At 40.1% G+C, this 22,639-nt stretch carries 13 protein-coding genes, 2 tRNA genes and 2 rRNA genes; 13 read left to right on the top strand and 4 right to left on the bottom strand.

Features of this window, described 5'->3' with window-relative positions; translation table 11 throughout:
• Positions 1-96: 96 nt before the first annotated feature.
• Positions 97-684 carry a TetR family transcriptional regulator gene (locus ACZ5QH_RS13075; RefSeq protein ID WP_303577719.1) on the bottom strand — a complete coding sequence of 196 codons (588 nt, stop codon included), beginning with the start codon at positions 682-684 and terminating at the stop codon, positions 97-99.
• A gap of 114 nt (positions 685-798) precedes the next feature.
• On the opposite strand from ACZ5QH_RS13075, the gene ACZ5QH_RS13070 reads away from it, so the two are divergent.
• The 5 genes from ACZ5QH_RS13070 (at position 799) to ACZ5QH_RS13050 (ending at position 9,608) form a co-directional block, all read left to right on the top strand.
• Positions 799-2,286 (top strand): SmvA family efflux MFS transporter, encoded by a 1,488-nt coding sequence (locus tag ACZ5QH_RS13070; protein WP_303577718.1) that lies wholly within the window; start codon positions 799-801, stop codon positions 2,284-2,286.
• 325 nt (positions 2,287-2,611) lie between these two features.
• A complete protein-coding gene (gene dnaX, locus ACZ5QH_RS13065; protein ID WP_303577717.1) occupies positions 2,612-4,831 on the top strand; it encodes a DNA polymerase III subunit gamma/tau in 2,220 nt (739 codons plus the stop codon).
• 525 nt (positions 4,832-5,356) lie between these two features.
• Complete coding sequence (locus ACZ5QH_RS13060; RefSeq protein WP_303577716.1) at positions 5,357-6,070, top strand: hypothetical protein; 714 nt, start codon at positions 5,357-5,359, stop codon at positions 6,068-6,070.
• Positions 6,071-6,128: 58 nt separating this feature from the next.
• Positions 6,129-8,876, top strand: coding sequence for a magnesium-translocating P-type ATPase (mgtA, locus tag ACZ5QH_RS13055; RefSeq protein WP_303577715.1), 2,748 nt, complete (start codon positions 6,129-6,131; stop codon positions 8,874-8,876).
• Between the two features lie 12 nt (positions 8,877-8,888).
• Positions 8,889-9,608: an MgtC/SapB family protein gene (locus tag ACZ5QH_RS13050; RefSeq protein WP_004719550.1), complete on the top strand. Its 720-nt coding sequence runs from the start codon at positions 8,889-8,891 to the stop codon at positions 9,606-9,608.
• 348 nt (positions 9,609-9,956) lie between these two features.
• Here ACZ5QH_RS13050 and ACZ5QH_RS13045 read toward each other — a convergent pair whose 3' ends face one another.
• The 3 genes from ACZ5QH_RS13045 to ACZ5QH_RS13035 form a co-directional block, all read right to left on the bottom strand.
• Positions 9,957-10,388, bottom strand: coding sequence for an acyl-CoA thioesterase (locus ACZ5QH_RS13045; protein ID WP_303577714.1), 432 nt, complete (start codon positions 10,386-10,388; stop codon positions 9,957-9,959).
• Between the two features lie 227 nt (positions 10,389-10,615).
• Positions 10,616-11,422, bottom strand: coding sequence for an OmpW/AlkL family protein (locus ACZ5QH_RS13040; protein WP_004822265.1), 807 nt, complete (start codon positions 11,420-11,422; stop codon positions 10,616-10,618).
• Between the two features lie 629 nt (positions 11,423-12,051).
• Positions 12,052-13,206: an iron-containing alcohol dehydrogenase gene (locus ACZ5QH_RS13035; protein WP_004822263.1), complete on the bottom strand. Its 1,155-nt coding sequence runs from the start codon at positions 13,204-13,206 to the stop codon at positions 12,052-12,054.
• 120 nt (positions 13,207-13,326) lie between these two features.
• Between ACZ5QH_RS13035 and ACZ5QH_RS13030 the strand changes: the two genes are divergently transcribed.
• The 8 genes from ACZ5QH_RS13030 to ACZ5QH_RS12995 all read left to right on the top strand — a co-directional run bounded on the left by ACZ5QH_RS13030 (position 13,327) and on the right by ACZ5QH_RS12995 (position 22,526).
• Positions 13,327-13,830 (top strand): low molecular weight protein-tyrosine-phosphatase, encoded by a 504-nt coding sequence (locus ACZ5QH_RS13030; protein WP_004822261.1) that lies wholly within the window; start codon positions 13,327-13,329, stop codon positions 13,828-13,830.
• A 40-nt stretch (positions 13,831-13,870) separates the two neighbouring features.
• Positions 13,871-14,899, top strand: a complete 1,029-nt coding sequence (murB, locus tag ACZ5QH_RS13025) for a UDP-N-acetylmuramate dehydrogenase (RefSeq protein WP_303577713.1) — start codon at positions 13,871-13,873, stop codon at positions 14,897-14,899.
• A gap of 13 nt (positions 14,900-14,912) precedes the next feature.
• Complete coding sequence (locus tag ACZ5QH_RS13020) at positions 14,913-16,061, top strand: YdcF family protein (protein WP_303577712.1); 1,149 nt, start codon at positions 14,913-14,915, stop codon at positions 16,059-16,061.
• A complete protein-coding gene (locus tag ACZ5QH_RS13015) occupies positions 16,061-17,092 on the top strand; it encodes an alpha/beta hydrolase (RefSeq protein WP_004719563.1) in 1,032 nt (343 codons plus the stop codon). The genes ACZ5QH_RS13020 and ACZ5QH_RS13015 overlap by 1 nt, the downstream gene beginning before the upstream one ends.
• A gap of 410 nt (positions 17,093-17,502) precedes the next feature.
• Positions 17,503-19,042: ribosomal RNA gene (locus tag ACZ5QH_RS13010) — 16S ribosomal RNA — on the top strand.
• A gap of 59 nt (positions 19,043-19,101) precedes the next feature.
• Positions 19,102-19,178: transfer RNA gene (locus tag ACZ5QH_RS13005), tRNA-Ile, on the top strand.
• Between the two features lie 44 nt (positions 19,179-19,222).
• Positions 19,223-19,298: transfer RNA gene (locus tag ACZ5QH_RS13000), tRNA-Ala, on the top strand.
• A gap of 337 nt (positions 19,299-19,635) precedes the next feature.
• Positions 19,636-22,526: ribosomal RNA gene (locus ACZ5QH_RS12995) — 23S ribosomal RNA — on the top strand.
• The 16S and 23S rRNA genes sit together here with 2 tRNA genes alongside, the layout of an rRNA operon.
• Positions 22,527-22,639 lie beyond the last annotated feature (113 nt).

Raw genomic sequence — 22,639 nt, 5'->3', positions numbered from 1 at the left:
GAAATTTTATAGTAGATCAGATGGCTGAGTCTTATTTTGCAAAAGAATTAAAAATAAGGACTTTAAACAGCGGTATATAGATTTATCAATATTTTCTTAGGCAAATAACTCCATTTTTAGGATGGTTTCGACATGATGTTTAAACGAGTGTTGGTCTAAACCTTTTAAGCCAAGTTGATAGATTCCTTCTAAACCACAAACAAAAGCAATCAGCCGCCAAGCAATGTCTTGGCTGCTGCTGGCTGTAGCAATTTTAAATTCTTGTTGGTTGACGCCATGTTCAATCGCAGTAACCAAGGCTACATGCCATTGTTCCATCGTAATATTATAAGCTTTTTTAATTTCAGGATCTTGATCGATTAAAATCTCAGCTTCATTCCAAAGTCGTAAATAGGGTTGCGTTAGTTCAATATTTTCAAAGCCTAGCAAGAGAGATAAACGCTCAAAACTACTGTCGGTTTTAATTTGATCTTCTACTTCATTGAGTTGATCCATCAATTCAATAAAAACTTCTGCCTTTAAATGCGAACTTGATTCAAAGTGATGATGTACTTGTCCTGTTGAAACTTGTGCTTCTGCGGCAATACGGCGCACAGTTAATCCATTCAATCCATCTTGTAGTGCAACACGCTTTGCTGCATCCAAAATCATAGTACGACGTTGTTCTCGGTTTAAATAGTTCATCACTTTTAATACAACAAAATTTACAAAACAAATATTAAACAAAGTTGGACGTTTGTTCAAGTCTGGTTATAATAACTAAACTTGAACAAGTGTCCAACTTTAATTAGGTGTGTTATGTACCGCAATTGGGTGATTTTGGCAATCATCGTTTTAATTTATTTACCGGTTTCAATTGATGCAACGGTTTTGCATGTTGCCATCCCAACATTGAGTGCTGCCTTATCACTATCCAGTAATGAAATGCTCTGGGTGATAGATATCTATTCACTGATCATGGCAGGCTTGATTTTACCCATGGGGGCATTGGGGGATCGTATTGGTTTTAAACGGCTGATGCTGATTGGTGCTGGTATTTTTGGTGTGGCTTCTCTCCTGGCTGCTTTTGCGAGTTCAGCCTATATGTTGATTGCTGCCCGAGCATTTCTTGGTGTAGGCGCTGCCATGATTTTACCTGCAACCTTGGCAGGTGTTCGTAATACCTTTTTAGATGAAAAACAACGTAATTATGCTTTAGGTATTTGGGGAACTGTCGGTGGTGGTGGAGCCGCTTTTGGTCCACTTTTGGGTGGCTTTATTCTGGAACATTTTTCATGGGGAACCGTGTTTCTGATTAATGTGCCAATTATTATTTTGGTCTTGGTATTGACCACATGGCTGGTGCCAAAGCAAGCAGTACAAACCAAACAACCTTTAAATCTATTACAAGCGCTCATTTTGGTCACTGCAATCTTAATGCTGATTTATTCGATTAAGACCTCTATCTATGCGTTTAGCCTAGGCATGATTTTGATTTTTGTGCTTGGATTGGGGTTGTTGGTGGGATTTATCCGCCATCAATTGAAAACAACCCAACCGATGATCGATTTTAGTCTGTTTAAGAATCCTGTGATCTCAACCAGTATTGTGATGGCAATGGTGGCAATGATTGCATTAGTTGGTTTTGAGCTACTGCTTTCACAAGAATTACAGTTTGTGTATGGATATAGCCCATTGGAAGCAGGTTTGTTTATTTTACCCTTTATGATTGCAATTAGTATTGGTGGACCCTTTACCAGTATTTTAATGAATCACTATGGTTTGAGACCTGTAGCAACTGTAGGGATGCTGATGTGTGCCTTATGTTTCTTTGGTTTGGCCATGACCAATTTTTACATCGATTATATTCAAGCTTGGGTGTGGATGGTGCTGATGGGGATCAGTGTTGAAATCGCATTATTATCTTCCACGGCAGCTATTATGTCTGCTGTACCTCCACAAAAAGCAACGGCTGCTGGTGCAATCGAAGGCATGGCGTATGAGTTAGGTGCAGGTCTTGGGATTGCGATTTTTGGACTGTTGTTGTCTATATTTTATGCGAATTCGATTATCTTGCCTGATCATTTACCGTTGAATATCGCAGCTCAAGCAAGTTCTTCTATTGGTGAGGCATTATTGCTGAGTAAACAATTAGAACCTGCATTGATGCAACAGGTAAAACAAGCTGCTTTTGAAGCGTTTATTCATTCGCATAGTAAAGTCTTGGGTATTTCGGGTCTGATGTTCCTAGTTTTATCTGTATTTGTTTGGCGTGCTTTACCAGCAAAGAAACAGATCGCTGTCTAGAATATTGCGCATAATTTAAATTATGCGCTTGTTTTTACATTTAGATTTTAAAGTGTGAAAAAATGAGTTTGATGTACCGATTGAAAAACTTTAGCAAGCCCAAATTGTGATTTAATCAACACTGCCACGGCAGTGTTTTTTAAAGTAAAATAGCTACTGTTTGTTTTTAAATCTATTTAAGAGATAGATAAACTTTATGTTGTAGAGCACAGTGTCAAATTAGAAGAAATTGATCGAATTATCTCTAATAAAAAATAACTCTACAGTTCTTCATTCACTAATCAGCAAAAAAACAGTATCCTTAGACCTGTAACTAGGAGCTTCCATGTATCAGGTACTTGCACGTAAATATCGCCCACGTAACTTTAATGAATTGGTCGGACAGAATCACGTTTCACGTGCACTGACCAGTGCTTTAGATCGTGGACGTTTACACCATGCCTATTTATTTACTGGAACGCGTGGGGTAGGGAAAACCACAATTGCTCGAATTTTAGCGAAATGTTTAAATTGTGAAACAGGGGTAACCTCTACACCTTGTGAAGTTTGTGCAACCTGTAAGGCGGTAAATGAAGGGCGCTTTATTGACCTTATTGAAATCGATGCGGCATCACGGACAAAAGTCGAAGATACACGCGAGTTACTGGACAATGTGCCTTATGCACCGACCCAAGGGCGATTTAAGGTATATTTGATCGATGAGGTACATATGCTTTCGACGCATTCATTTAATGCGTTATTGAAAACATTGGAAGAACCGCCTGAACATGTAAAATTTTTATTTGCGACAACTGATCCACAAAAATTACCAATTACGGTGATTTCACGTTGCTTGCAATTTACATTACGTCCATTGGCTGTAGATGAAATTACCCATCACCTTACAGATATTTTAAATAAAGAAGAAATTTCATCAGAGCAAGATGCGATTTGGCAAATTGCTGAATCTGCCCAAGGTTCATTACGTGATGCATTGTCTTTAACTGACCAAGCAATTGCCTATGGTCAAGGTGCAATTCATCATCAAGATGTCAAAGAAATGCTGGGTTTGATTGATAGAACCATCATTTATGATTTGATCTTGGCAATTCATCAAAACCAAAATGCACGTGTCAGCCAATTATTACTACAATTTAGGCAACAGGCTTTAGATGTTTCATTGGTTTTAGATCAGTTTATTTCGACTTTGCATGAGTTGGCAATGTTGCAATATTTGCCTGATTTAAGTCTAAAATACAGTGCTGAAATTAATCAAAAAATTATGCAGTTATCAAAAATTGTCTCTGCACAAGATTTACAGCTTTATTATCAAATTGCCAGTAAAGGTAGAGCGGAGCTACAACTTGCAGTAACACAAGAGCAAGGCTTTGAAATGACAGTATTGCGTTTACTGGCATTTAGACCGATGCAAAGCAATGAAATTGTAGTCTCTCAAGCTCAACAACCACAAAACAATCAGAATATCGATCAAGTTGCTATTTCACAGCAACCGCATCAAGCATCTGTTCAAACGGGGCTTGTGCAACAAGCACAAATTCAGCAAGAGCCAGCTCATCAACAGCAGGCTCAGCAAGTGCCTGTTGAAAAAAACAGTGAACAACAAAATGCTACTTTGAATGTGAGTTCACAACCAGAAACTGACGCGCCATTAGCGGAGACACAGCAAGCGCAGGTTGAGGCCAATTCGCAGCGTGTAGTGAGTGATTTAGATCCAGCTTTTGACCAAGTTGAAGATCAGCAAACTCAACAGCAAAGTGTTGACCATGAACCGAGCAGTGATGACTATTTAGATGACTTTGCTGAGGAAGTACAACAAAGCGCTGTGGTTGAAGCAACGGCTCATAATAATCAAGGTATTGAAGCACAGCAGCCAACTGTTCAAGAGAAAATTGACGTAGAAAATGCAGAACCAAGTTTAACCTTGTTTGGTGCTGAGTTGAGTCAACCGAAAAATACCATGTCTCCGTCTAGCCCAAATCAAGATGTATTCTTTTTAGCACCTGAAAATCAGGATCAAAATGTTGAAATTGATTTGGTTGAGCCTATTCATTCTCAAACAGATACTCCAGCTCAAGTTTCTAATATTATCCCTGAAATAGAACACGGATCTTGTTCTGAGGAACAAACGCCGCAACAGATACTTGCCTTAAAATTACAGGTCTTAGAAGGTGAGTGGACGGTTGATAAATGGGAGTATTGGTTTAGAAATAGCTCACTTTCTCCAGCTGTTCAAGAACTTGCACAGCATGGGTTAATGACAGGGGATGTGAATGGTCAATCTATTTTTCAAATTTCACAAAAATATGAAAAATTATTGAACCAAGCACAACATGATCTTGAGGCGAAATTAAAACAGCAGTGGCCGAGTACTTTGTTTACGGTGCAATATGGTGAAGTTGAGTCGACTACACCTTATATGATGCAAAACGAGCGTAAGCTTCGAGCTTATGATCGTGCCAGTGAAATGCTTCAAGAAGAGCCTTTGGTCAAAAGCTTAATTGAAGCATTGGATGGAAAGTTGGAAAATATTCAGCTCAAAGCCTAATTTTAAAAAACATCTAGATTAAATAACGTTTTAAACAAGCTCAATTTCACTGGAATTGGGCTTGTTTTTATTCCACTGTATTTTGCCGAAATTTATGCATTATTCACAATCCTTTTCTACCTGTGCCAAGGTAAATCATTTTAAAATCTCATCAGGTTCTCAATTTATATAAGAATTTTAATTCCAATTATGATGATCAATCTGGCATTTATAGACGTTGTTATGCTGAAAATCACTTGTTTTAAATATTTTTATGGTTATAATTGCGGCAACTTTAATTAGCGGAGACCCTAAGTGGCAAATTGTTCATCGAGGCGCTGTAGTTTATATACAGCCATTATTCGTATCTGAGCAAGAGAGCACTGCCTTTAGGAGAGCTGTCTTGCAATGAGACAGTTATAATCTGATTTTAAACTACATCCCCATTTTGACGTGAAACAGCTCAATTTTGACTTTAATCAGTTCAATTTTGGCTTGTTTTTGTGCGCACTTAGATTCATACCGCCTCAGCAATGAGGATTACGGATGGTAATCAATCAACTTTGTATGATAGAAACAGTACTGATTACGGGCTGCTTTTTATTACTTATTATTCATAAATCAGCATATGCTGATCCTGTATTAATTACAGATGATGCAACTGTTGCTGATCTGTATACTTGCCATTTTGAAAGTAATATAAACTTTTATAAACATCAGGAGGTTAATTCCAGTTTTTCTCCAGTATGTGGTATCGCCAAAAATTTGGAATTAAGTTTTCAGCTGGATGATCATGTTCAAAATAAGAATCGTCATGATGTGATATCAGGTCAATTCAAACGTAATTTGAAAGCAGTGGAGTCGAATAGTTGGGGCGCTGCCGCATCCTTAACAATAAGCCGAAATATGTATGGTGATGACCACTCTAGTTGGAAAGTGAATCTCCCCGTAACTTATTTATTACTGGATGATCGGTTATTTTTAAATGGCAACATCTCCTATGAACATCAGGGCAATACTCAGTATGTTTTAGCTGCAATTTCAAGCAATTATTGGATCAATGCTAAAACTTCGCTCAGTGCAGAAATCTTTAATCAAGATCATCAGTCTGTATTTTTTCAAACCGCATTTGGTTATGAGTTGATTCAAGATTTTGTCAGGGTCCAAGTGGCTTATGCAGATCGATTTGACCACCATCATGATCGCTGGTTTAGGCTGGGAGCTGAGTTTCTCACCAATTTTAAGCTCATAAAAAAATGATCTAATTCAATTCCTGTTCAATAGGAAGAAGTCTTTATTGCCAAAAAAGGAGAACATTATGCTTCATAATCTATGGCAACGTTTATTTTCTAATTTCATCAAAAAATATCATATTCAACACTTATTTGAACGTCATCGCTCATTTAAAGAATTACATCAAGCCAGTTATGCCAGTGAAATTAGTAAAAAGCTTTCACAAAGTTTGATCAATGCTGCCTATGTAGCTTCAGAGCAATTGCTCAATCATTTAAATACAACAGAGCAAGGCTTGTCAGCAAAGCAGGTTGAACAACGACAAGAACAATTTGGATTAAATGAGCTTGCGCATGAAAAACCACTGCCGTGGTGGAAGCATCTTTGGTATGCCTATCGCAATCCATTTAATATTTTACTTACCATTTTGGCTTTGGTGGCTTTCTTTACCGACGATATAGAAGGCACAATTATTATTACAACCATGGTTGTACTTTCTACGGTGTTGCGCTATTGGCAAGAGTTTAAGTCAAATAAAGCAGCCGCTGCATTAAAAGCAATGGTAAGTAATACGGCTACTGTGATTCGTCAAGTAGATTGGGATGCCCCAGACCTTGAAACCCTGCAATACGAACTAGATCAAGGATCTCAACAGGTTGAACTTGCGATCCAAGATTTGGTCCCTGGTGACATCATTTTATTGTCTGCTGGAGATATGATCCCTGCGGATTGTCGAATTATCTTTGCAAAAGATCTATTTGTTTCACAAGCGTCGATGACAGGTGAATCTATTCCTGTAGAAAAGTTTGCTGATCAAAAAGATCACACCCTGCAAAATGCATTGGAACTGGAAAATATTGTTTTTATGGGAACCAATATTGTGTCTGGTTCTGCAAAAGCGGTGGTGGTGAATACTGGGACACAAACCTATTTTGGGGCATTGGCACACCGAGTATCCCATGTAGATCGTGCAACGACCTCATTTCAAATGGGGGTAAATAAAGTCAGTTGGTTATTGATTCGATTTATGTTGATCATGGCGCCAGTTGTATTATTTATCAATGGCTTTACTAAAGGCGATTGGAGTGAAGCATTGCTGTTTGCTTTATCTGTTGCTGTGGGTTTAACACCTGAAATGTTACCGATGATCGTGACCTCAACATTGGCTAAAGGTGCAGTATTTTTATCTCGTAAAAAAGTTATCGTTAAACGTTTAGATGCGATTCAAAATTTTGGCGCAATGGATGTTTTATGCACAGATAAAACAGGTACCTTGACTGAGGATAAAATTTGTTTATCACAACACGTCGATGTAAATGGTAAGACATCACAACGTGTACTGGTACAGGCTTACTTAAATAGCTATTACCAAAGAGGGCTGAAAAATTTACTGGATGCTGCAATCTTGGACCATGCTGCACAAGACTTACAGGATCTAAATTTTAAATTTAAGAAGCTTGATGAAGTGCCGTTTGATTTTGTGCGTCGACGTATGTCAGTAGTGGTCCGCACCTTACAGGGTAACGCACGCATCATCACTAAAGGTGCGGCAGAGGAAATGCTAAAAGTCTGTTCCCATGTAGAGATAAATGACAAAATTGAGCTATTAACACCAGACCATCTTGAGGCTATTCAAGAAAAAATACGCCAATTTAATCTTGAAGGTTTACGTGTTATTGCCATCGCGTATCGAGATTTTAGTGGTAGATCAGATGACTTTTCTGTCGCAGATGAAAGTAATTTGATTTTAACTGGATATCTGACTTTCTTGGATCCTCCTAAAAAATCCGCTGCACCTGCTTTAGCTCAATTGGCAGCGCATGGCGTCAATGTCAAAGTGCTTACAGGTGATAATGAGTTTGTTACTCAAAAGGTCTGTAAGGAACTTGGGTTGGACTGTGAACATGTTCTTTTAGGTGGGCATGTTGAGAACATGACTGATGAAGAACTAAAATTTGCCGTTGAATATACACAGGTATTTGCCAAATTAAGTCCTGTTCACAAAGAACGTATTGTGATGCAGCTGAAAGAGAATGGGCATGTGGTTGGATTCCTAGGCGATGGAATCAATGATGCGGCTGCGATACGCAGTGCTGATATTGGAATTTCGGTTGATACCGCAGTGGATATTGCCAAAGAGTCAGCAGATTTAATTTTACTTGAAAAAAGTTTAATGGTACTTGAAGAAGGCGTGCTAGAGGGACGACGTACATTTGCCAATATGCTGAAATATATCAAAATGACGGCAAGTTCAAATTTTGGTAATGTTTTTTCGGTATTAGTAGCAAGTGCTTTTATTCCGTTTTTACCCATGCTACCGATTCATTTGCTGGTACAGAACTTACTTTATGATGTATCACAAATCGCCATTCCATTTGACAATGTTGATGATGAGTTGATCGAAAAACCGCAAAGCTGGAAACCAAATGAAATTGGCCGTTTTATGATTTTCTTTGGGCCACTCAGTTCGATCTTTGACATTTTGACCTTTGCTCTGATGTGGTTTGTATTTCATGCAAATTCACCAGAACAGCAAACCTTGTTTCAGTCAGGTTGGTTTGTCGTCGGATTATTAACACAAACGATTATTGTGCATATGATTCGTACAGAAAAAATACCATTTATTCAAAGTCGTGCGGCAATGCCTTTGATGGTCATGACTTTGGTCATTGTGGCTGCTGGTATTTTCTTACCAATGGGGCCTTTTGCTGAGTACTTAAAATTACAAGCTTTACCATTAACTTATTTCTTATTTTTACCTTTCATCTTGCTTGGCTACATGCTGGTTGTGCAACTGATGAAAAAAATTTACATCCGTCGTTACGGGTGGTAATGGAGAACTCCAATGCAACTCCAATTCATGCAACATCTAGAATTAGCGAATATGCTAGATACCTTGATTAGTTTACTTGGCGCTTTTATTTTAGGGGGATTGATCGGGTTTGAGCGACAGTATAGACAGCGTACAGCAGGTTTAAGAACCAATGTATTAGTCGCACTTGGCGCTGCTATATTTGTTGATATTGCCAATAACTTAACAGGTGCTGATGGTTCAGTACGGGTGATTGCTTATGTGGTTTCTGGCATTGGATTTCTTGGCGCAGGGGTAATCATGCGCCAAGAAGGGAATATTCAAGGACTCAATACTGCTGCAACCTTGTGGTGTTCTGCTGCTGTCGGTGCTGCGGCCGGTTGTGACCGTTTGGTGGAAGCAATATTAGCGACGATATTTATTTTGGCAGCCAATACTTTATTACGCCCTATTGGGCATATTATCGACCGTAAACCTTTAAATGTTGATTCGGAAATGCAACATGAAATTTATGTGGTTTGTCAAAAAGAGCACAGTAAATATGTCATGGATGAGCTGAATAAAGCTTTAAAGCGTTATCATTTTCCTGCTAAAGATTTTGATGTAGAACCGTTTGGTGAGCAAGATGTGGAAATTAAGGCGATTTTGATTGCGAATTCTGTTGAGGAAAAAGAAATTCAGCCGATTATTGAAATGTTAAATCAAATGCCTGAAGTGAGTCAGGCTTTTTGGGATCAAAATACCTTGGCTTAAAATGATGTTTATTTTTAGGGTGTCGGAGCTAAATAGTCTTAAGTGTCAATTTTTTAGGCTTAAACTATATAACGTGAGTTCGACTTAACTATATCTTTAACTTATTGAAAAGCAATGATCTTGACGGAGTCTTGCTGAACTGTCATTCAATTTCAGGATCAGCCTGCGGCTCGCCCTACTTTTGTTTCGGCAAAAGTAGGCAAAACCATTGTCATCCGCAAAACTCGTCAACGACCAGAAACGCATTCAATGAATCGCAGAAACAATACTTTATGAATGAAGTCCTGCCTCAGACAGTTGCGGATGACGTTTCCGCGTATCATATTTCATCAAAAACTTATATCGAACTCAGTTTGTATAGTCTTGCAAAGCATCTCGCATTTTTTGTGGAATCGGGGTGCTTTTCTTTGTCTCACGCTCAACAAATACATGCACAAATTGACCTTGTGCTGAAGCTTGAGTTTTACCTTGTTTGAAAATAGCCAGATCATAGCTCAGTGATGAATTACCAATTTTTGCGATGGCGACCCCAACCTCAATAATTTCTGGATAGGTGAGTTCTTCGAGAAAATGACATGAAGAATTTACCACCAAGCCAATGATGGGTGAATGGTGTATATCAAAGTCTGTTTTTTGGATCAGGAGCGCATTTGCCGCAGTGTCAAAATAACTATAATAAGTCACATTATTCACATGACCATAAATATCGTTGTCTGCCCAACGTGTTTGGATAGGGAAGATAAAGGAATATTGGGTACGTAATTTTATTTCTGGTTTCATTTGGATTATTCATTCAAATAGGTAAAAAATTAACAGCGCTTTTTTGTGATCAATCACCAAGTCAATGCTTTTCAAGATTTTATAAACAAGTAACTTTATAGATGAATTTTGCACTTGTTTACAAGTGTTTTAGTTAAACATTTATAATCAAGTGTATGCAATAAAAAAGCTCATTAAGTCTAACCTAATGAGCTTTTGCAATTTAGAACTGATTCAGTCTAAATTGATTAGAAACGATAACCAAGACCTAAATAAGTCACGATTGGTTTAATCTCAATGCTGCTTTGGCCTGAAATTAAAGTAGTTTGTCCAGCTGGCGTTGTACCATTAACATTTAATTTTGCTTTTGTTGTTAAATGCGCATATGAAACAGAAGCAGTTGCATACCAATTTTTGTTGATATTGAAATCTGCGCCAAGGATTGCAACAGGTGCAAACGCGTCATCAACTTTAACTTTACCTAGTTCTGGATTGTATCGACCAAGTAAAGGATTGGCTTTTAATGCATCATTGATTGCTGAATCAGTCTCAACATTTGAGAAATGAGCATACATCAAGCCTGCACCTACATAAGGACGGATCTTGTTGTTGATTGAACCAAAGTGATAACGACCAGAAAGCGTTGGTGTATAAGCATCTGTTGTTGCAGCTTTATCAAATTTATTTAGATCAACGACAGTAACACCATGAACTTTAATGCTACCTTTACCAGCAAGCTCCATTTCAGGAGGAGCGCCTAAAGTTAATTCAAGCGAAACATTGTCATTGACAAAATAATCAAGCATTAAGCCTGCTGTATCCGCATTTTGTACTTCAAAGCCTGCATCTGGGTTATTGGCTTGTATATTCGCCAATGGACCTAAATAAGGACTATTACCAGTTTTACCATTTACGCCTTGTCCTTTACTTTGAGGCATAACATGTAACCAACCAGCAGAAACACCAAAAGTTTTACCATCTGAAGTTGCTGCGTGAGAAACGTTGCTTAATCCAAATGCTGCTAATGGCAGAATTGCTAATGTAAGTTTTTTCATAGAATCATTTTCCAATACTAGTTGTCTTAATTTTCCGATTAAGATCTGTCGCGATTTTAGAGTAATTATTTTAAAAATTAAATAAAAATTAAATAAAAACTAATTACTAGCTAGTCATAAAATAAACGTTTAATGGGTTAATGGTTTGATAATTAATCATTTTTAAATAAAATCTTTAAAAAAACTTTAAGTTCGATTGATTAAAAAATATAACAAAACGAGGCAATAAGATGGTTTTTTTCATATTTTGAGAATAATCAAGTTTAATTTTAATGCTGTATTTTTACAAGATTATAAATTTTGTTCAAAATTTAGGTCGATTTGATCTGATGCAGGCCGCATATTTCAAACACAAATTATAGGTCATATGATAGATATTTTGATACTTTTAAATAAAACACTCAGCGAGTATGTCTCAATTGTACTCCATGTTTATTCAAGATTATTCATAAATTAAAAAATGATCATGTGGTGTGAGTCATATTGGTATTGAAAGTGCCTTCTCCTACTGGAGGAAGGCTAGGATGAGGGCGCTTTTATATTGATTTATGCTTTTAAAAAGGACCTATGAAAGAAGTCTATTTAAAAGTGCATTCAATAAATCAATGCATGATCAATGTTGATAAATTTTAATAAATCGCCTGATAAATTTTTAATGCATCTGCGTGGAGTAGAGGCCTTGGATTATTTTGTAAAAGACGGGTTTGTAGCATTGCATCGGATGCCAATCTATCGAGTTGCTGCTCGTGTACATTTAAATCGCGCAATTTCAAAGTCAAACCACTGTGATCTAAGTGTCTCTGCATATGATCAATAAATAAGTCACATAAGCCTTCTGTACTGCCTTTACTATAAGGATCAAGCCATTGCATTAACTCTGCATAAAGTGCTTTTGCATCAGGCGCATTGAATTTTAACACCTCCAATAAAACTAAAGCATTAGTATGTCCATGTGATAAATGAAAATGACCACCTAAGGGGTATGCTAAAGCGTGTACAGCACCTACAGGAGCGTTGGCAAAAGCCTGCCCTGCAAGCATAGAGCCAACCAGCATATTTTGACGAGCTGCTAAATTTGTACCATCCGCCAAGACCAATTTTAAATTTTTATTTAAAAGTTTAAGGGCTTGTTTAGCAAGCATGTCTGCATAAAAATTCTTTTTAATTTTAGAGGTATAGGCTTCAATGGCATGCACCATCGCATCTATGCCTGTTGCTGCTGTGATATGTGCAGGTAGGCCTGAGGTAAATGTTGCATCTAGAATTGCCACATCGGCATATAAAATGGGGGAAACGATACCTGTTTTGGTAGTTTCACCTGTAGTGACAATTGAAATGGGGGTGACTTCAGAGCCTGTGCCCGCTGTGGTTGGAATAAGAATTAAAGGAAGGCGAGGGCCTTTGACATTATTGACTCCATAGATTTCCTGAATACTTTGTGATTGCTTTGGATTTGCCAAAATCGCGATGAGTTTAGCAACATCCATAGAGCTACCACCACCAAAGCCAATCACCACATCTACTTGATTGTCTTTGGCGAATTGAACTGCCGATAAAACAATCTGCTCTGCTGGGTCTGCCTGTACATCGGCATAAATTTCATAGTCTAAATTGCATTGCGCTAAAATTTTTAATAGCGGCAAATGCAGTGCGTGTTGAATCATGCCTGCATCTGTCACGATTAATGCTTTGTGGTATTGATTGCCTAATACTGTGCTGAGTTCTTGGATTGATCCTAAACCTGAAATAATATTGGCTACAGTTTGGAATTGAAAATGACTCATATGTATTATCCTTAATCTATCATCACAAATTAAACATTATTGTTTTAAGGTTCTATAGGATTCGCCTGCTAAATAACTTAACATAAGACTTTATAAAAGGAATGATCATTTGAGGTTGTTATGTCATCCAAAATGCCATACAAAGTTTTATGTGTGTGCTTAGGAAATATTTGTCGCTCACCCACAGCAGAGGTGGTTTTACGACACTATTGTGATGAAAAACGATTAAATGTAGTTGTGGATTCCGCTGGAACGAGCAATTATCATCCAAATAAATCTCCCGATAGTCGCAGTCAAAAACATGCAATAAAAAGAGGTTATGATCTTTCTGGATTACGTGCTAGACAATTAAAAATACAAGACTTTTTAGAGTTTGATTTGATTCTTGCCATGGATCATCAGAATTTTGCGGATATACAGCATGTGTATAACCAAGCCAGCAGCCAATTTGGTCTTGCTCAAATCAAAGCTAAAATTGCTTTAATGAGTGAGCACGATCGCGTTTATCCACAACAGGCGCTTCCAGATCCTTATTATGGTGAAGCTGATGGATTTGAACGTGTACTTGATCAGTGTGAATCAAGCAGTTTGGCTTGGGTACATGTGTTTCAACAACAGTTTTAATGCAAGTGATTGAAATATTTTTAGGAAATAAATTTAAGTTATGAATATTGAATCACAGGTTCAGCTCAAACCCTTTAATACATTGAGTTTGAACTCGATTGCATCACATTATGTCAAAATACAATCTATCGTAGATCTTCAACAAGCGTTGCAATTTTCTAAAGCACACGATTTAAACGTTTTACTGCTTTCAGGGGGTAGCAATATGATGCTGCCTGAGCATATTCATGCGCTTGTAGTTGCTATAGATATACAAGGTATTGAATTTTTAAGTGAAGATGCCGAAAGTAAAACAATCAAAGTGGGTGCAGGGCAAGTTTGGCATGACTTTGTATTGTGGACGACAACGCAACAGCTTTACGGTTTACAGAACTTGGCTTTGATTCCGGGCTTAGTCGGCGCATCGCCTGTGCAAAATATTGGCGCGTATGGTGTTGAAGTCGGTGAATTTATTCAATCTGTAGAAGTCTACGATCGTCAATCAGCACAGACACTGTCTATTCAAGCACAAGATTGCCATTTTTCTTATCGATACAGTATTTTTAAAGATGACCCAGATCGTTATGTGATTACCCATGTGATTTTTAAATTGCTTAAACAAGCTGATTTAAAAGTAAATTATGGGGATTTAAAAGATGCAATGATGGATGATATGAGTGCTGAAAACTTACAAAAGCAAGTGATTCATATTCGTCAAAGTAAACTCCCAGATCCAAAAGAATATCCAAACGTGGGAAGTTTCTTTAAAAATCCGATTATTAAGCAACAAGAGTTTTCACAATTAATTGCAAAATTCCCTAATATTCCACATTATCCTCAAGCAGGGAATCACGTTAAAATTGCAGCGGGTTGGTTGATTGATCAATCAGGTTGGAAAGGTAAACAGCTTAATCAGGTGGGAATGTTTCATAAACAAGCTTTGGTATTGGTGAATTATGCCGATGCAACATTGACAGATGTACGCGCAACATATCAGGCAGTACAAAAAGATGTTTTTGAGAAGTTTGGTGTGCACTTAGAGCCTGAACCTGTGCTTTATAATGAACTAGGGTTAATCGAAAACCATTAAATTGAGTAAATATATGGTCAAACCGCATTGGATGGTCAGATTTCTACGAATAATTGCCATATTATTTGTATTATTCGGCTGTTTGGTCGTTTTTTGGTACACGCCATTTTATTCGACAATGATGGTTAAAATCCTGAATAGCATTGTTCCAGTTGAAGTGAATCAGGTGGCAGCAAAGAGCCAACAAAATGCTGCACTTTCGGAGGCTGAAAACTTAGAACCTGGTTCTGACTTATGGATTGCTCGACAAGCCTATCTTAAGCTGATGGATGAAGCGATTAAGAGTAAAAATGCTCAGGATTTAATGCTACTCCAGTTACGATATAAAGCCTTGCAAGAAAAAATTGCTGAAGATAAAAAAAATGATGATGAAGAACAAAACAAACCGGTAATTCCATTGGTGTCTGAACATGCTGCATCAGAGGTTGTTGAGAATCAATCGAACGAAGTGGTTAAAAACTTATTGGATTTAAATAGTGAAGACAATAAGGCTTTAATGGATGAATATTTAAAATTCTTAAAAAAACATAAAATTGATGAAAAATTACTTCAAGAAAATTCACACACATTGGCAAATGAATTGTCCAGTTCACAAGTACAAGAAGATCTTGAAAGTTTGCCTACCAAAACCAGTGAACAACCGAAGCCAATCAGTCAACCTTATGCAATTGTAGTCTTGGGCGGTGGTTTAACTTTAGATAAAAATCAAAAAGACATTATTGTGAATGACTATACCAAACTAAGACTTGAAACAACCTTAGCCTTAGAAGAGAAAGTTAAACTTCCTATTGTGCTGAGTGGTGTAGAAGCACCCTATATGCAAAAATGGTTATCTGAGCGCGGTGTTCAAGCAAAACTATTAGAAAATAGAAGCATGAACACCTGTGAAAATACACGCTTCAGCTCATTGCTTTTACAGAAGAAAGGTGGTGCACCTACAGTCTTATTAATTACCGATCGTTACCATATGCCGAGAACGCGTCGTTTATTTGCATTAAATGGGATCGAAACAATTCCTGTCAATGCACCCATGCCAACTCAATTAACAGCATGGCAGCCTAGCAAACAAAATTATGATCATAGTCGTAGAGCCAATTATGAAACTTTAGCAACAATCCGAGATATGTTGTTTGGTTCGAGTGGCTGTAGAGAGGTGCCTTAATGGCAGATATTCCATTTTTAAATCCAACAATTCTAAAGCAACTTGACTTACCTATTCCAAGTCGAGATACAACACCACAACTATTAGAAGCCTTAAACTTAAATCGTGAATATATTCCAAATAAAGAAATAAAATCTTATCAACGTCTTTATGGTTTTGATCAACTGGACTGTGTTCAATGGCAAGGTTTTATTGATATGCCGTTGTTTAAACTCCATGTGCAAGTATTTAAGCCCAATATAGATAAAATAAAAGGTACTGTGTGTTTGTTGCATGGCTATTTAGAACATAGTGGTATTTACCAACCGATTGTGAAAGAAATCCTTGAACAAGGATTTAGTGTGATTACTTATGATTTGCCAGGGCATGGGCTGAGTAATGGTTCTCCTGCAAATATTCAAAATTTTGACCATTACCAACAAGTGTTACATGCGGTCTATCAATATGTAAAAAATGCAGAACAGCTTCCTAAGCCGTGGTTGGGAGTAGGGCAAAGTACAGGTGGTGCAATTTGGATGCATCATTTACTTGAGTATGCACAAAAACGTGAAAATCCAATTGTGGATCGGGTGTTACTGCTTTCACCATTGGTCCGACCTGCAAAAACAGCGTGGTGGCATAATTCTATTGGTCTAGGAATTATTCGCAGAATTAAAAGAGAAGTCCCTCGTCACTTTAAAAGAAATAATCACAATCCTGAGTTTTTAAGATTTGTACGCCTTAAAGACCCGTTACAACCTCGAATGATGGGAATGGATTGGATTTTGGCAATGTCAAAGTGGATGCTGGAAATGGAAGCCTATCCAAAGTGCCGCATTCCGGTTTGGTTGGCACAAGGTGCACAAGACCAAACTGTAGACTGGAAATATAATATTGATTTTGTACGTCGACAATTTAGATTACAGACCTTATTGATTCTTGAAGAAGGCTCGCATCAATTGATTAATGAACGTGCTGATATACGTGCAGCATTAACAGGATTAATTCCTGCGTTTCTACATGCACAATCTTCTGGTGATTATTTTGAATAGATATAGGTTGCTTTTAAGCTGAATTTCTCAAAAATGCCTAAAAAATAGGTGATTTATGCGGTTTTTTGAATATTTAGATTAAAAAATAATCACACGATGCATTTTGTTGAAAATAGGGCTTGCGCTGGTTTAAAATCTGTATAGAATACGCAGCATCCCGACGCGATACAGCAAACGAACTTAGCTTAGAGGGTTAAGTTGTTAAATGTTTATTGCGTCTTATTTATCACTGACGAAGTGATAAATTAATCATTAAGAGAATATGAAGAACAACTTGTGTGGATTTTTACTGATTGATTGATCGAAATATTATCATTGATTGATTGGTTTAAATTACTCGAAGTTTATTTGAGAGAATTTGTCAGTACATTGATGAGCCAGAATTGTGACCTTAAGTCACTAATGATTTTTAACTGAAGAGTTTGATCATGGCTCAGATTGAACGCTGGCGGCAGGCTTAACACATGCAAGTCGAGCGGGGGGAGATTGCTTCGGTAATTGACCTAGCGGCGGACGGGTGAGTAATACTTAGGAATCTGCCTATTAATGGGGGACAACATCTCGAAAGGGATGCTAATACCGCATACGCCCTACGGGGGAAAGCAGGGGATCACTTGTGACCTTGCGTTAATAGATGAGCCTAAGTCGGATTAGCTAGTTGGTGGGGTAAAGGCCTACCAAGGCGACGATCTGTAGCGGGTCTGAGAGGATGATCCGCCACACTGGGACTGAGACACGGCCCAGACTCCTACGGGAGGCAGCAGTGGGGAATATTGGACAATGGGGGGAACCCTGATCCAGCCATGCCGCGTGTGTGAAGAAGGCCTTATGGTTGTAAAGCACTTTAAGCGAGGAGGAGGCTCTTCTAGTTAATACCTAGGATGAGTGGACGTTACTCGCAGAATAAGCACCGGCTAACTCTGTGCCAGCAGCCGCGGTAATACAGAGGGTGCGAGCGTTAATCGGATTTACTGGGCGTAAAGCGTGCGTAGGCGGCTTTTTAAGTCGGATGTGAAATCCCCGAGCTTAACTTGGGAATTGCATTCGATACTGGGAAGCTAGAGTATGGGAGAGGATGGTAGAATTCCAGGTGTAGCGGTGAAATGCGTAGAGATCTGGAGGAATACCGATGGCGAAGGCAGCCATCTGGCCTAATACTGACGCTGAGGTACGAAAGCATGGGGAGCAAACAGGATTAGATACCCTGGTAGTCCATGCCGTAAACGATGTCTACTAGCCGTTGGGGCCTTTGAGGCTTTAGTGGCGCAGCTAACGCGATAAGTAGACCGCCTGGGGAGTACGGTCGCAAGACTAAAACTCAAATGAATTGACGGGGGCCCGCACAAGCGGTGGAGCATGTGGTTTAATTCGATGCAACGCGAAGAACCTTACCTGGTCTTGACATAGTAAGAACTTTCCAGAGATGGATTGGTGCCTTCGGGAACTTACATACAGGTGCTGCATGGCTGTCGTCAGCTCGTGTCGTGAGATGTTGGGTTAAGTCCCGCAACGAGCGCAACCCTTTTCCTTATTTGCCAGCACTTCGGGTGGGAACTTTAAGGATACTGCCAGTGACAAACTGGAGGAAGGCGGGGACGACGTCAAGTCATCATGGCCCTTACGACCAGGGCTACACACGTGCTACAATGGTCGGTACAAAGGGTTGCTACCTAGCGATAGGATGCTAATCTCAAAAAGCCGATCGTAGTCCGGATTGGAGTCTGCAACTCGACTCCATGAAGTCGGAATCGCTAGTAATCGCGGATCAGAATGCCGCGGTGAATACGTTCCCGGGCCTTGTACACACCGCCCGTCACACCATGGGAGTTTGTTGCACCAGAAGTAGGTAGTCTAACCGTAAGGAGGACGCTTACCACGGTGTGGCCGATGACTGGGGTGAAGTCGTAACAAGGTAGCCGTAGGGGAACCTGCGGCTGGATCACCTCCTTAACGAAAGATTGACGATTGGTAAGAATCCACAACAAGTTGTTCTTCATTGATGTATCTGAGGGTCTGTAGCTCAGTTGGTTAGAGCACACGCTTGATAAGCGTGGGGTCACAAGTTCAAGTCTTGTCAGACCCACCAAGTCTACTGAACACAGAAGAGCAGATATATTAAGATCTTAAGCTGGGGACTTAGCTTAGTTGGTAGAGCGCCTGCTTTGCACGCAGGAGGTCAACGGTTCGACTCCGTTAGTCTCCACCACTAATTAAAGACTAAGTGATTACAGAACTTAGTAAGCCGATAGCTTATTAAGTTCTGTGATTTATCACAGTTAACTACTCGCTGACGAGGCGGTAGTGAATCATTAACAGAATATATTTGAGTTGAAATAATTGTTTAAACTCGTTTTAGTTGATGTTAGCAAGTAATTGTTAATGTTGAGTGAAATGAGCACTAGCGATAAAACTGAATCAAGCGTTTTGGTATATGAATTAAATTGAAGCTGTATGGTGATTAAGTTCACAGGCAACAAATAGAAGTGATTAAGTTCACATTGTTGATCCTCCTTGTAGGGATTAACGACTGTTTGGGGTTGTATAGTCAAGTAATTAAGTGCATGTGGTGGATGCCTTGGCAGTCAGAGGCGATGAAAGACGTAATAGCCTGCGATAAGCTTCGGGGAGGCGGCAAATATCCTGTGATCCGGAGATTTCTGAATGGGGAAACCCACTTACCATAAGGTAGGTATCGCATGATGAATACATAGTCATGCGAGGCGAACGAGGGGAAGTGAAACATCTCAGTACCCTTAGGAAAAGAAATCAATTGAGATTCCCTCAGTAGCGGCGAGCGAACGGGGATCAGCCCATTAAGTTATATGTGTTTTAGCGGAAAGCTCTGGGAAGTGCTACCGTAGAGGGTGATAGTCCCGTACACGAAAGGGCACATATAATGATGACGAGTAGGGCGAGGCACGTGAAACCTTGTCTGAATATGGGGGGACCATCCTCCAAGGCTAAATACTCCTGACTGACCGATAGTGAACCAGTACCGTGAGGGAAAGGCGAAAAGAACCCCTGTGAGGGGAGTGAAATAGATCCTGAAACCGCATGCATACAAGCAGTGGGAGCCAACTTGTTTGGTGACTGCGTACCTTTTGTATAATGGGTCAGCGACTTATATTCAGTAGCAAGGTTAACCGTATAGGGGAGCCGTAGAGAAATCGAGTCTTAATAGGGCGTTTAGTTGCTGGGTATAGACCCGAAACCGGGTGATCTATCCATGAGCAGGTTGAAGGTTGGGTAACACTAACTGGAGGACCGAACCCACTGTCGTTGAAAAGCCAGGGGATGACTTGTGGATAGGGGTGAAAGGCTAATCAAACTCGGTGATAGCTGGTTCTCCCCGAAAGCTATTTAGGTAGCGCCTCGGACGAATACCATAGGGGGTAGAGCACTGTTTCGGCTAGGGGGTCATCCCGACTTACCAAACCGATGCAAACTCCGAATACCTATGAGTACTATCCGGGAGACAGACTGCGGGTGCTAACGTCCGTAGTCAAGAGGAAAACAATCCAGACCGCCAGCTAAGGCCCCCAAATTATAGTTAAGTGGGAAACGATGTGGGAAGGCATAGACAGCTAGGAGGTTGGCTTAGAAGCAGCCACCCTTTAAAGAAAGCGTAATAGCTCACTAGTCGAGTCGGCCTGCGCGGAAGATGTAACGGGGCTAAAACTATATGCCGAAGCTGCGGATGTATACTATGTATACGTGGTAGGGGAGCGTTCTGTAAGCCGATGAAGGTGTATTGAGAAGTATGCTGGAGGTATCAGAAGTGCGAATGCTGACGTGAGTAACGACAAAACGGGTGAAAAACCCGTTCGCTGAAAGACCAAGGGTTCCAGTCCAACGTTAATCGGGGCTGGGTGAGTCGACCCCTAAGGCGAGGCCGAGAGGCGTAGTCGATGGGAAATTGGTTAATATTCCAATACTTCTGTGTAATGCGATGAGAGGACGGAGAAAGTTAAGTCAGCCTGGCGTTGGTTGTCCAGGTGAAAGGCAGTAGGCATGCATCTTAGGCAAATCCGGGGTGCTCTATGCTGAGAGCTGATAGCAAGCTAGTTTACTAGCGAAGTGGCTGATACTATGCTTCCAGGAAAAGTCTCTAAGCTTCAGTTACACAGGAATCGTACCCTAAACCGACACAGGTGGTCAGGTCGAGTAGACCAAAGCGCTTGAGAGAACTCTGCTGAAGGAACTAGGCAAAATGGTACCGTAACTTCGGGAGAAGGTACGCTGCTGACGGTGATAGGACTTGCTCCTTGAGCTATTGGCAGCCACAGAAACCAGGCCCCTGCAACTGTTTATTAAAAACATAGCACTCTGCAAACACGAAAGTGGACGTATAGGGTGTGATGCCTGCCCGGTGCTGGAAGGTTAATTGATGGGGTTAGCGTAAGCGAAGCTCTTGATCGAAGCCCCAGTAAACGGCGGCCGTAACTATAACGGTCCTAAGGTAGCGAAATTCCTTGTCGGGTAAGTTCCGACCTGCACGAATGGCATAATGATGGGGGCGCTGTCTCCAGCAGAGGCTCAGTGAAATCGAAATCGCCGTGAAGATGCGGTGTACCCGCGGCTAGACGGAAAGACCCCGTGAACCTTTACTGCAGCTTGACATTGAACTTTGATCTTACTTGTGTAGGATAGGTGGGAGGCTTTGAAGTAGTGACGCCAGTTGCTATGGAGCCATCCTTGAAATACCACCCTGGTAATATTGAGGTTCTAACTCTGTCCCGTTATCCGGGACGAGGACCATGTCTGGTGGGTAGTTTGACTGGGGCGGTCTCCTCCTAAAGAGTAACGGAGGAGTACGAAGGTGCGCTCAGCGTGGTCGGAAATCACGCGTAGAGTATAAAGGCAAAAGCGCGCTTAACTGCGAGACCCACAAGTCGAGCAGGTACGAAAGTAGGTCTTAGTGATCCGGTGGTTCTGTATGGAAGGGCCATCGCTCAACGGATAAAAGGTACTCTGGGGATAACAGGCTGATACCGCCCAAGAGTTCATATCGACGGCGGTGTTTGGCACCTCGATGTCGGCTCATCTCATCCTGGGGCTGAAGCAGGTCCCAAGGGTATGGCTGTTCGCCATTTAAAGAGGTACGCGAGCTGGGTTTAGAACGTCGTGAGACAGTTCGGTCCCTATCTACCGTGGGCGTTGGAAATTTGAGAGGATCTGCTCCTAGTACGAGAGGACCAGAGTGGACGAACCTCTGGTGTACCGGTTGTGACGCCAGTCGCATCGCCGGGTAGCTATGTTCGGAAGGGATAACCGCTGAAAGCATCTAAGCGGGAAGCCTACCTCAAGATAAGATTTCCCTAGGACTTTATGTCCTCTAAAGAGCCGTTGAAGACTACGACGTTGATAGGTTGGATGTGGAAGTGCGGTGACGCATGAAGCTGACCAATACTAATTGCTCGTGAGGCTTGACTATACAACACCCAAGCAGTTGTATATGAAGCATCATTTGATTCATAAAAGATCAAACATACTTGATTTAGTTGTAAAGCTAGTTAAACTATTCAACTCAAATGTTCTGTTTGAGCG

The organism is Acinetobacter sp. Ac8 (assembly GCF_055392545.1).
This window is presented reverse-complemented; position numbering and strand designations above follow the sequence as displayed.

Excerpts from the sequence above, each read along its gene's own strand:
- murB (WP_303577713.1), top strand. The coding sequence starts at position 13,871 with ATGAATATTGAATCACAGGTTCAGCTCAAACCCTTTAATACATTGAGT.
- mgtA (WP_303577715.1), top strand. The coding sequence starts at position 6,129 with ATGCTTCATAATCTATGGCAACGTTTATTTTCTAATTTCATCAAAAAA.
- dnaX (WP_303577717.1), top strand. The coding sequence starts at position 2,612 with ATGTATCAGGTACTTGCACGTAAATATCGCCCACGTAACTTTAATGAA.
- ACZ5QH_RS13020 (WP_303577712.1), top strand. The coding sequence starts at position 14,913 with ATGGTCAAACCGCATTGGATGGTCAGATTTCTACGAATAATTGCCATA.
- ACZ5QH_RS13035 (WP_004822263.1), bottom strand. The coding sequence starts at position 13,206 with ATGAGTCATTTTCAATTCCAAACTGTAGCCAATATTATTTCAGGTTTA.
- ACZ5QH_RS13070 (WP_303577718.1), top strand. The coding sequence starts at position 799 with ATGTACCGCAATTGGGTGATTTTGGCAATCATCGTTTTAATTTATTTA.
- ACZ5QH_RS13015 (WP_004719563.1), top strand. The coding sequence starts at position 16,061 with ATGGCAGATATTCCATTTTTAAATCCAACAATTCTAAAGCAACTTGAC.
- ACZ5QH_RS13050 (WP_004719550.1), top strand. The coding sequence starts at position 8,889 with ATGCAACTCCAATTCATGCAACATCTAGAATTAGCGAATATGCTAGAT.
- ACZ5QH_RS13060 (WP_303577716.1), top strand. The coding sequence starts at position 5,357 with ATGGTAATCAATCAACTTTGTATGATAGAAACAGTACTGATTACGGGC.
- ACZ5QH_RS13075 (WP_303577719.1), bottom strand. The coding sequence starts at position 684 with ATGAACTATTTAAACCGAGAACAACGTCGTACTATGATTTTGGATGCA.
- ACZ5QH_RS13040 (WP_004822265.1), bottom strand. The coding sequence starts at position 11,422 with ATGAAAAAACTTACATTAGCAATTCTGCCATTAGCAGCATTTGGATTA.
- ACZ5QH_RS13045 (WP_303577714.1), bottom strand. The coding sequence starts at position 10,388 with ATGAAACCAGAAATAAAATTACGTACCCAATATTCCTTTATCTTCCCT.
- ACZ5QH_RS13030 (WP_004822261.1), top strand. The coding sequence starts at position 13,327 with ATGTCATCCAAAATGCCATACAAAGTTTTATGTGTGTGCTTAGGAAAT.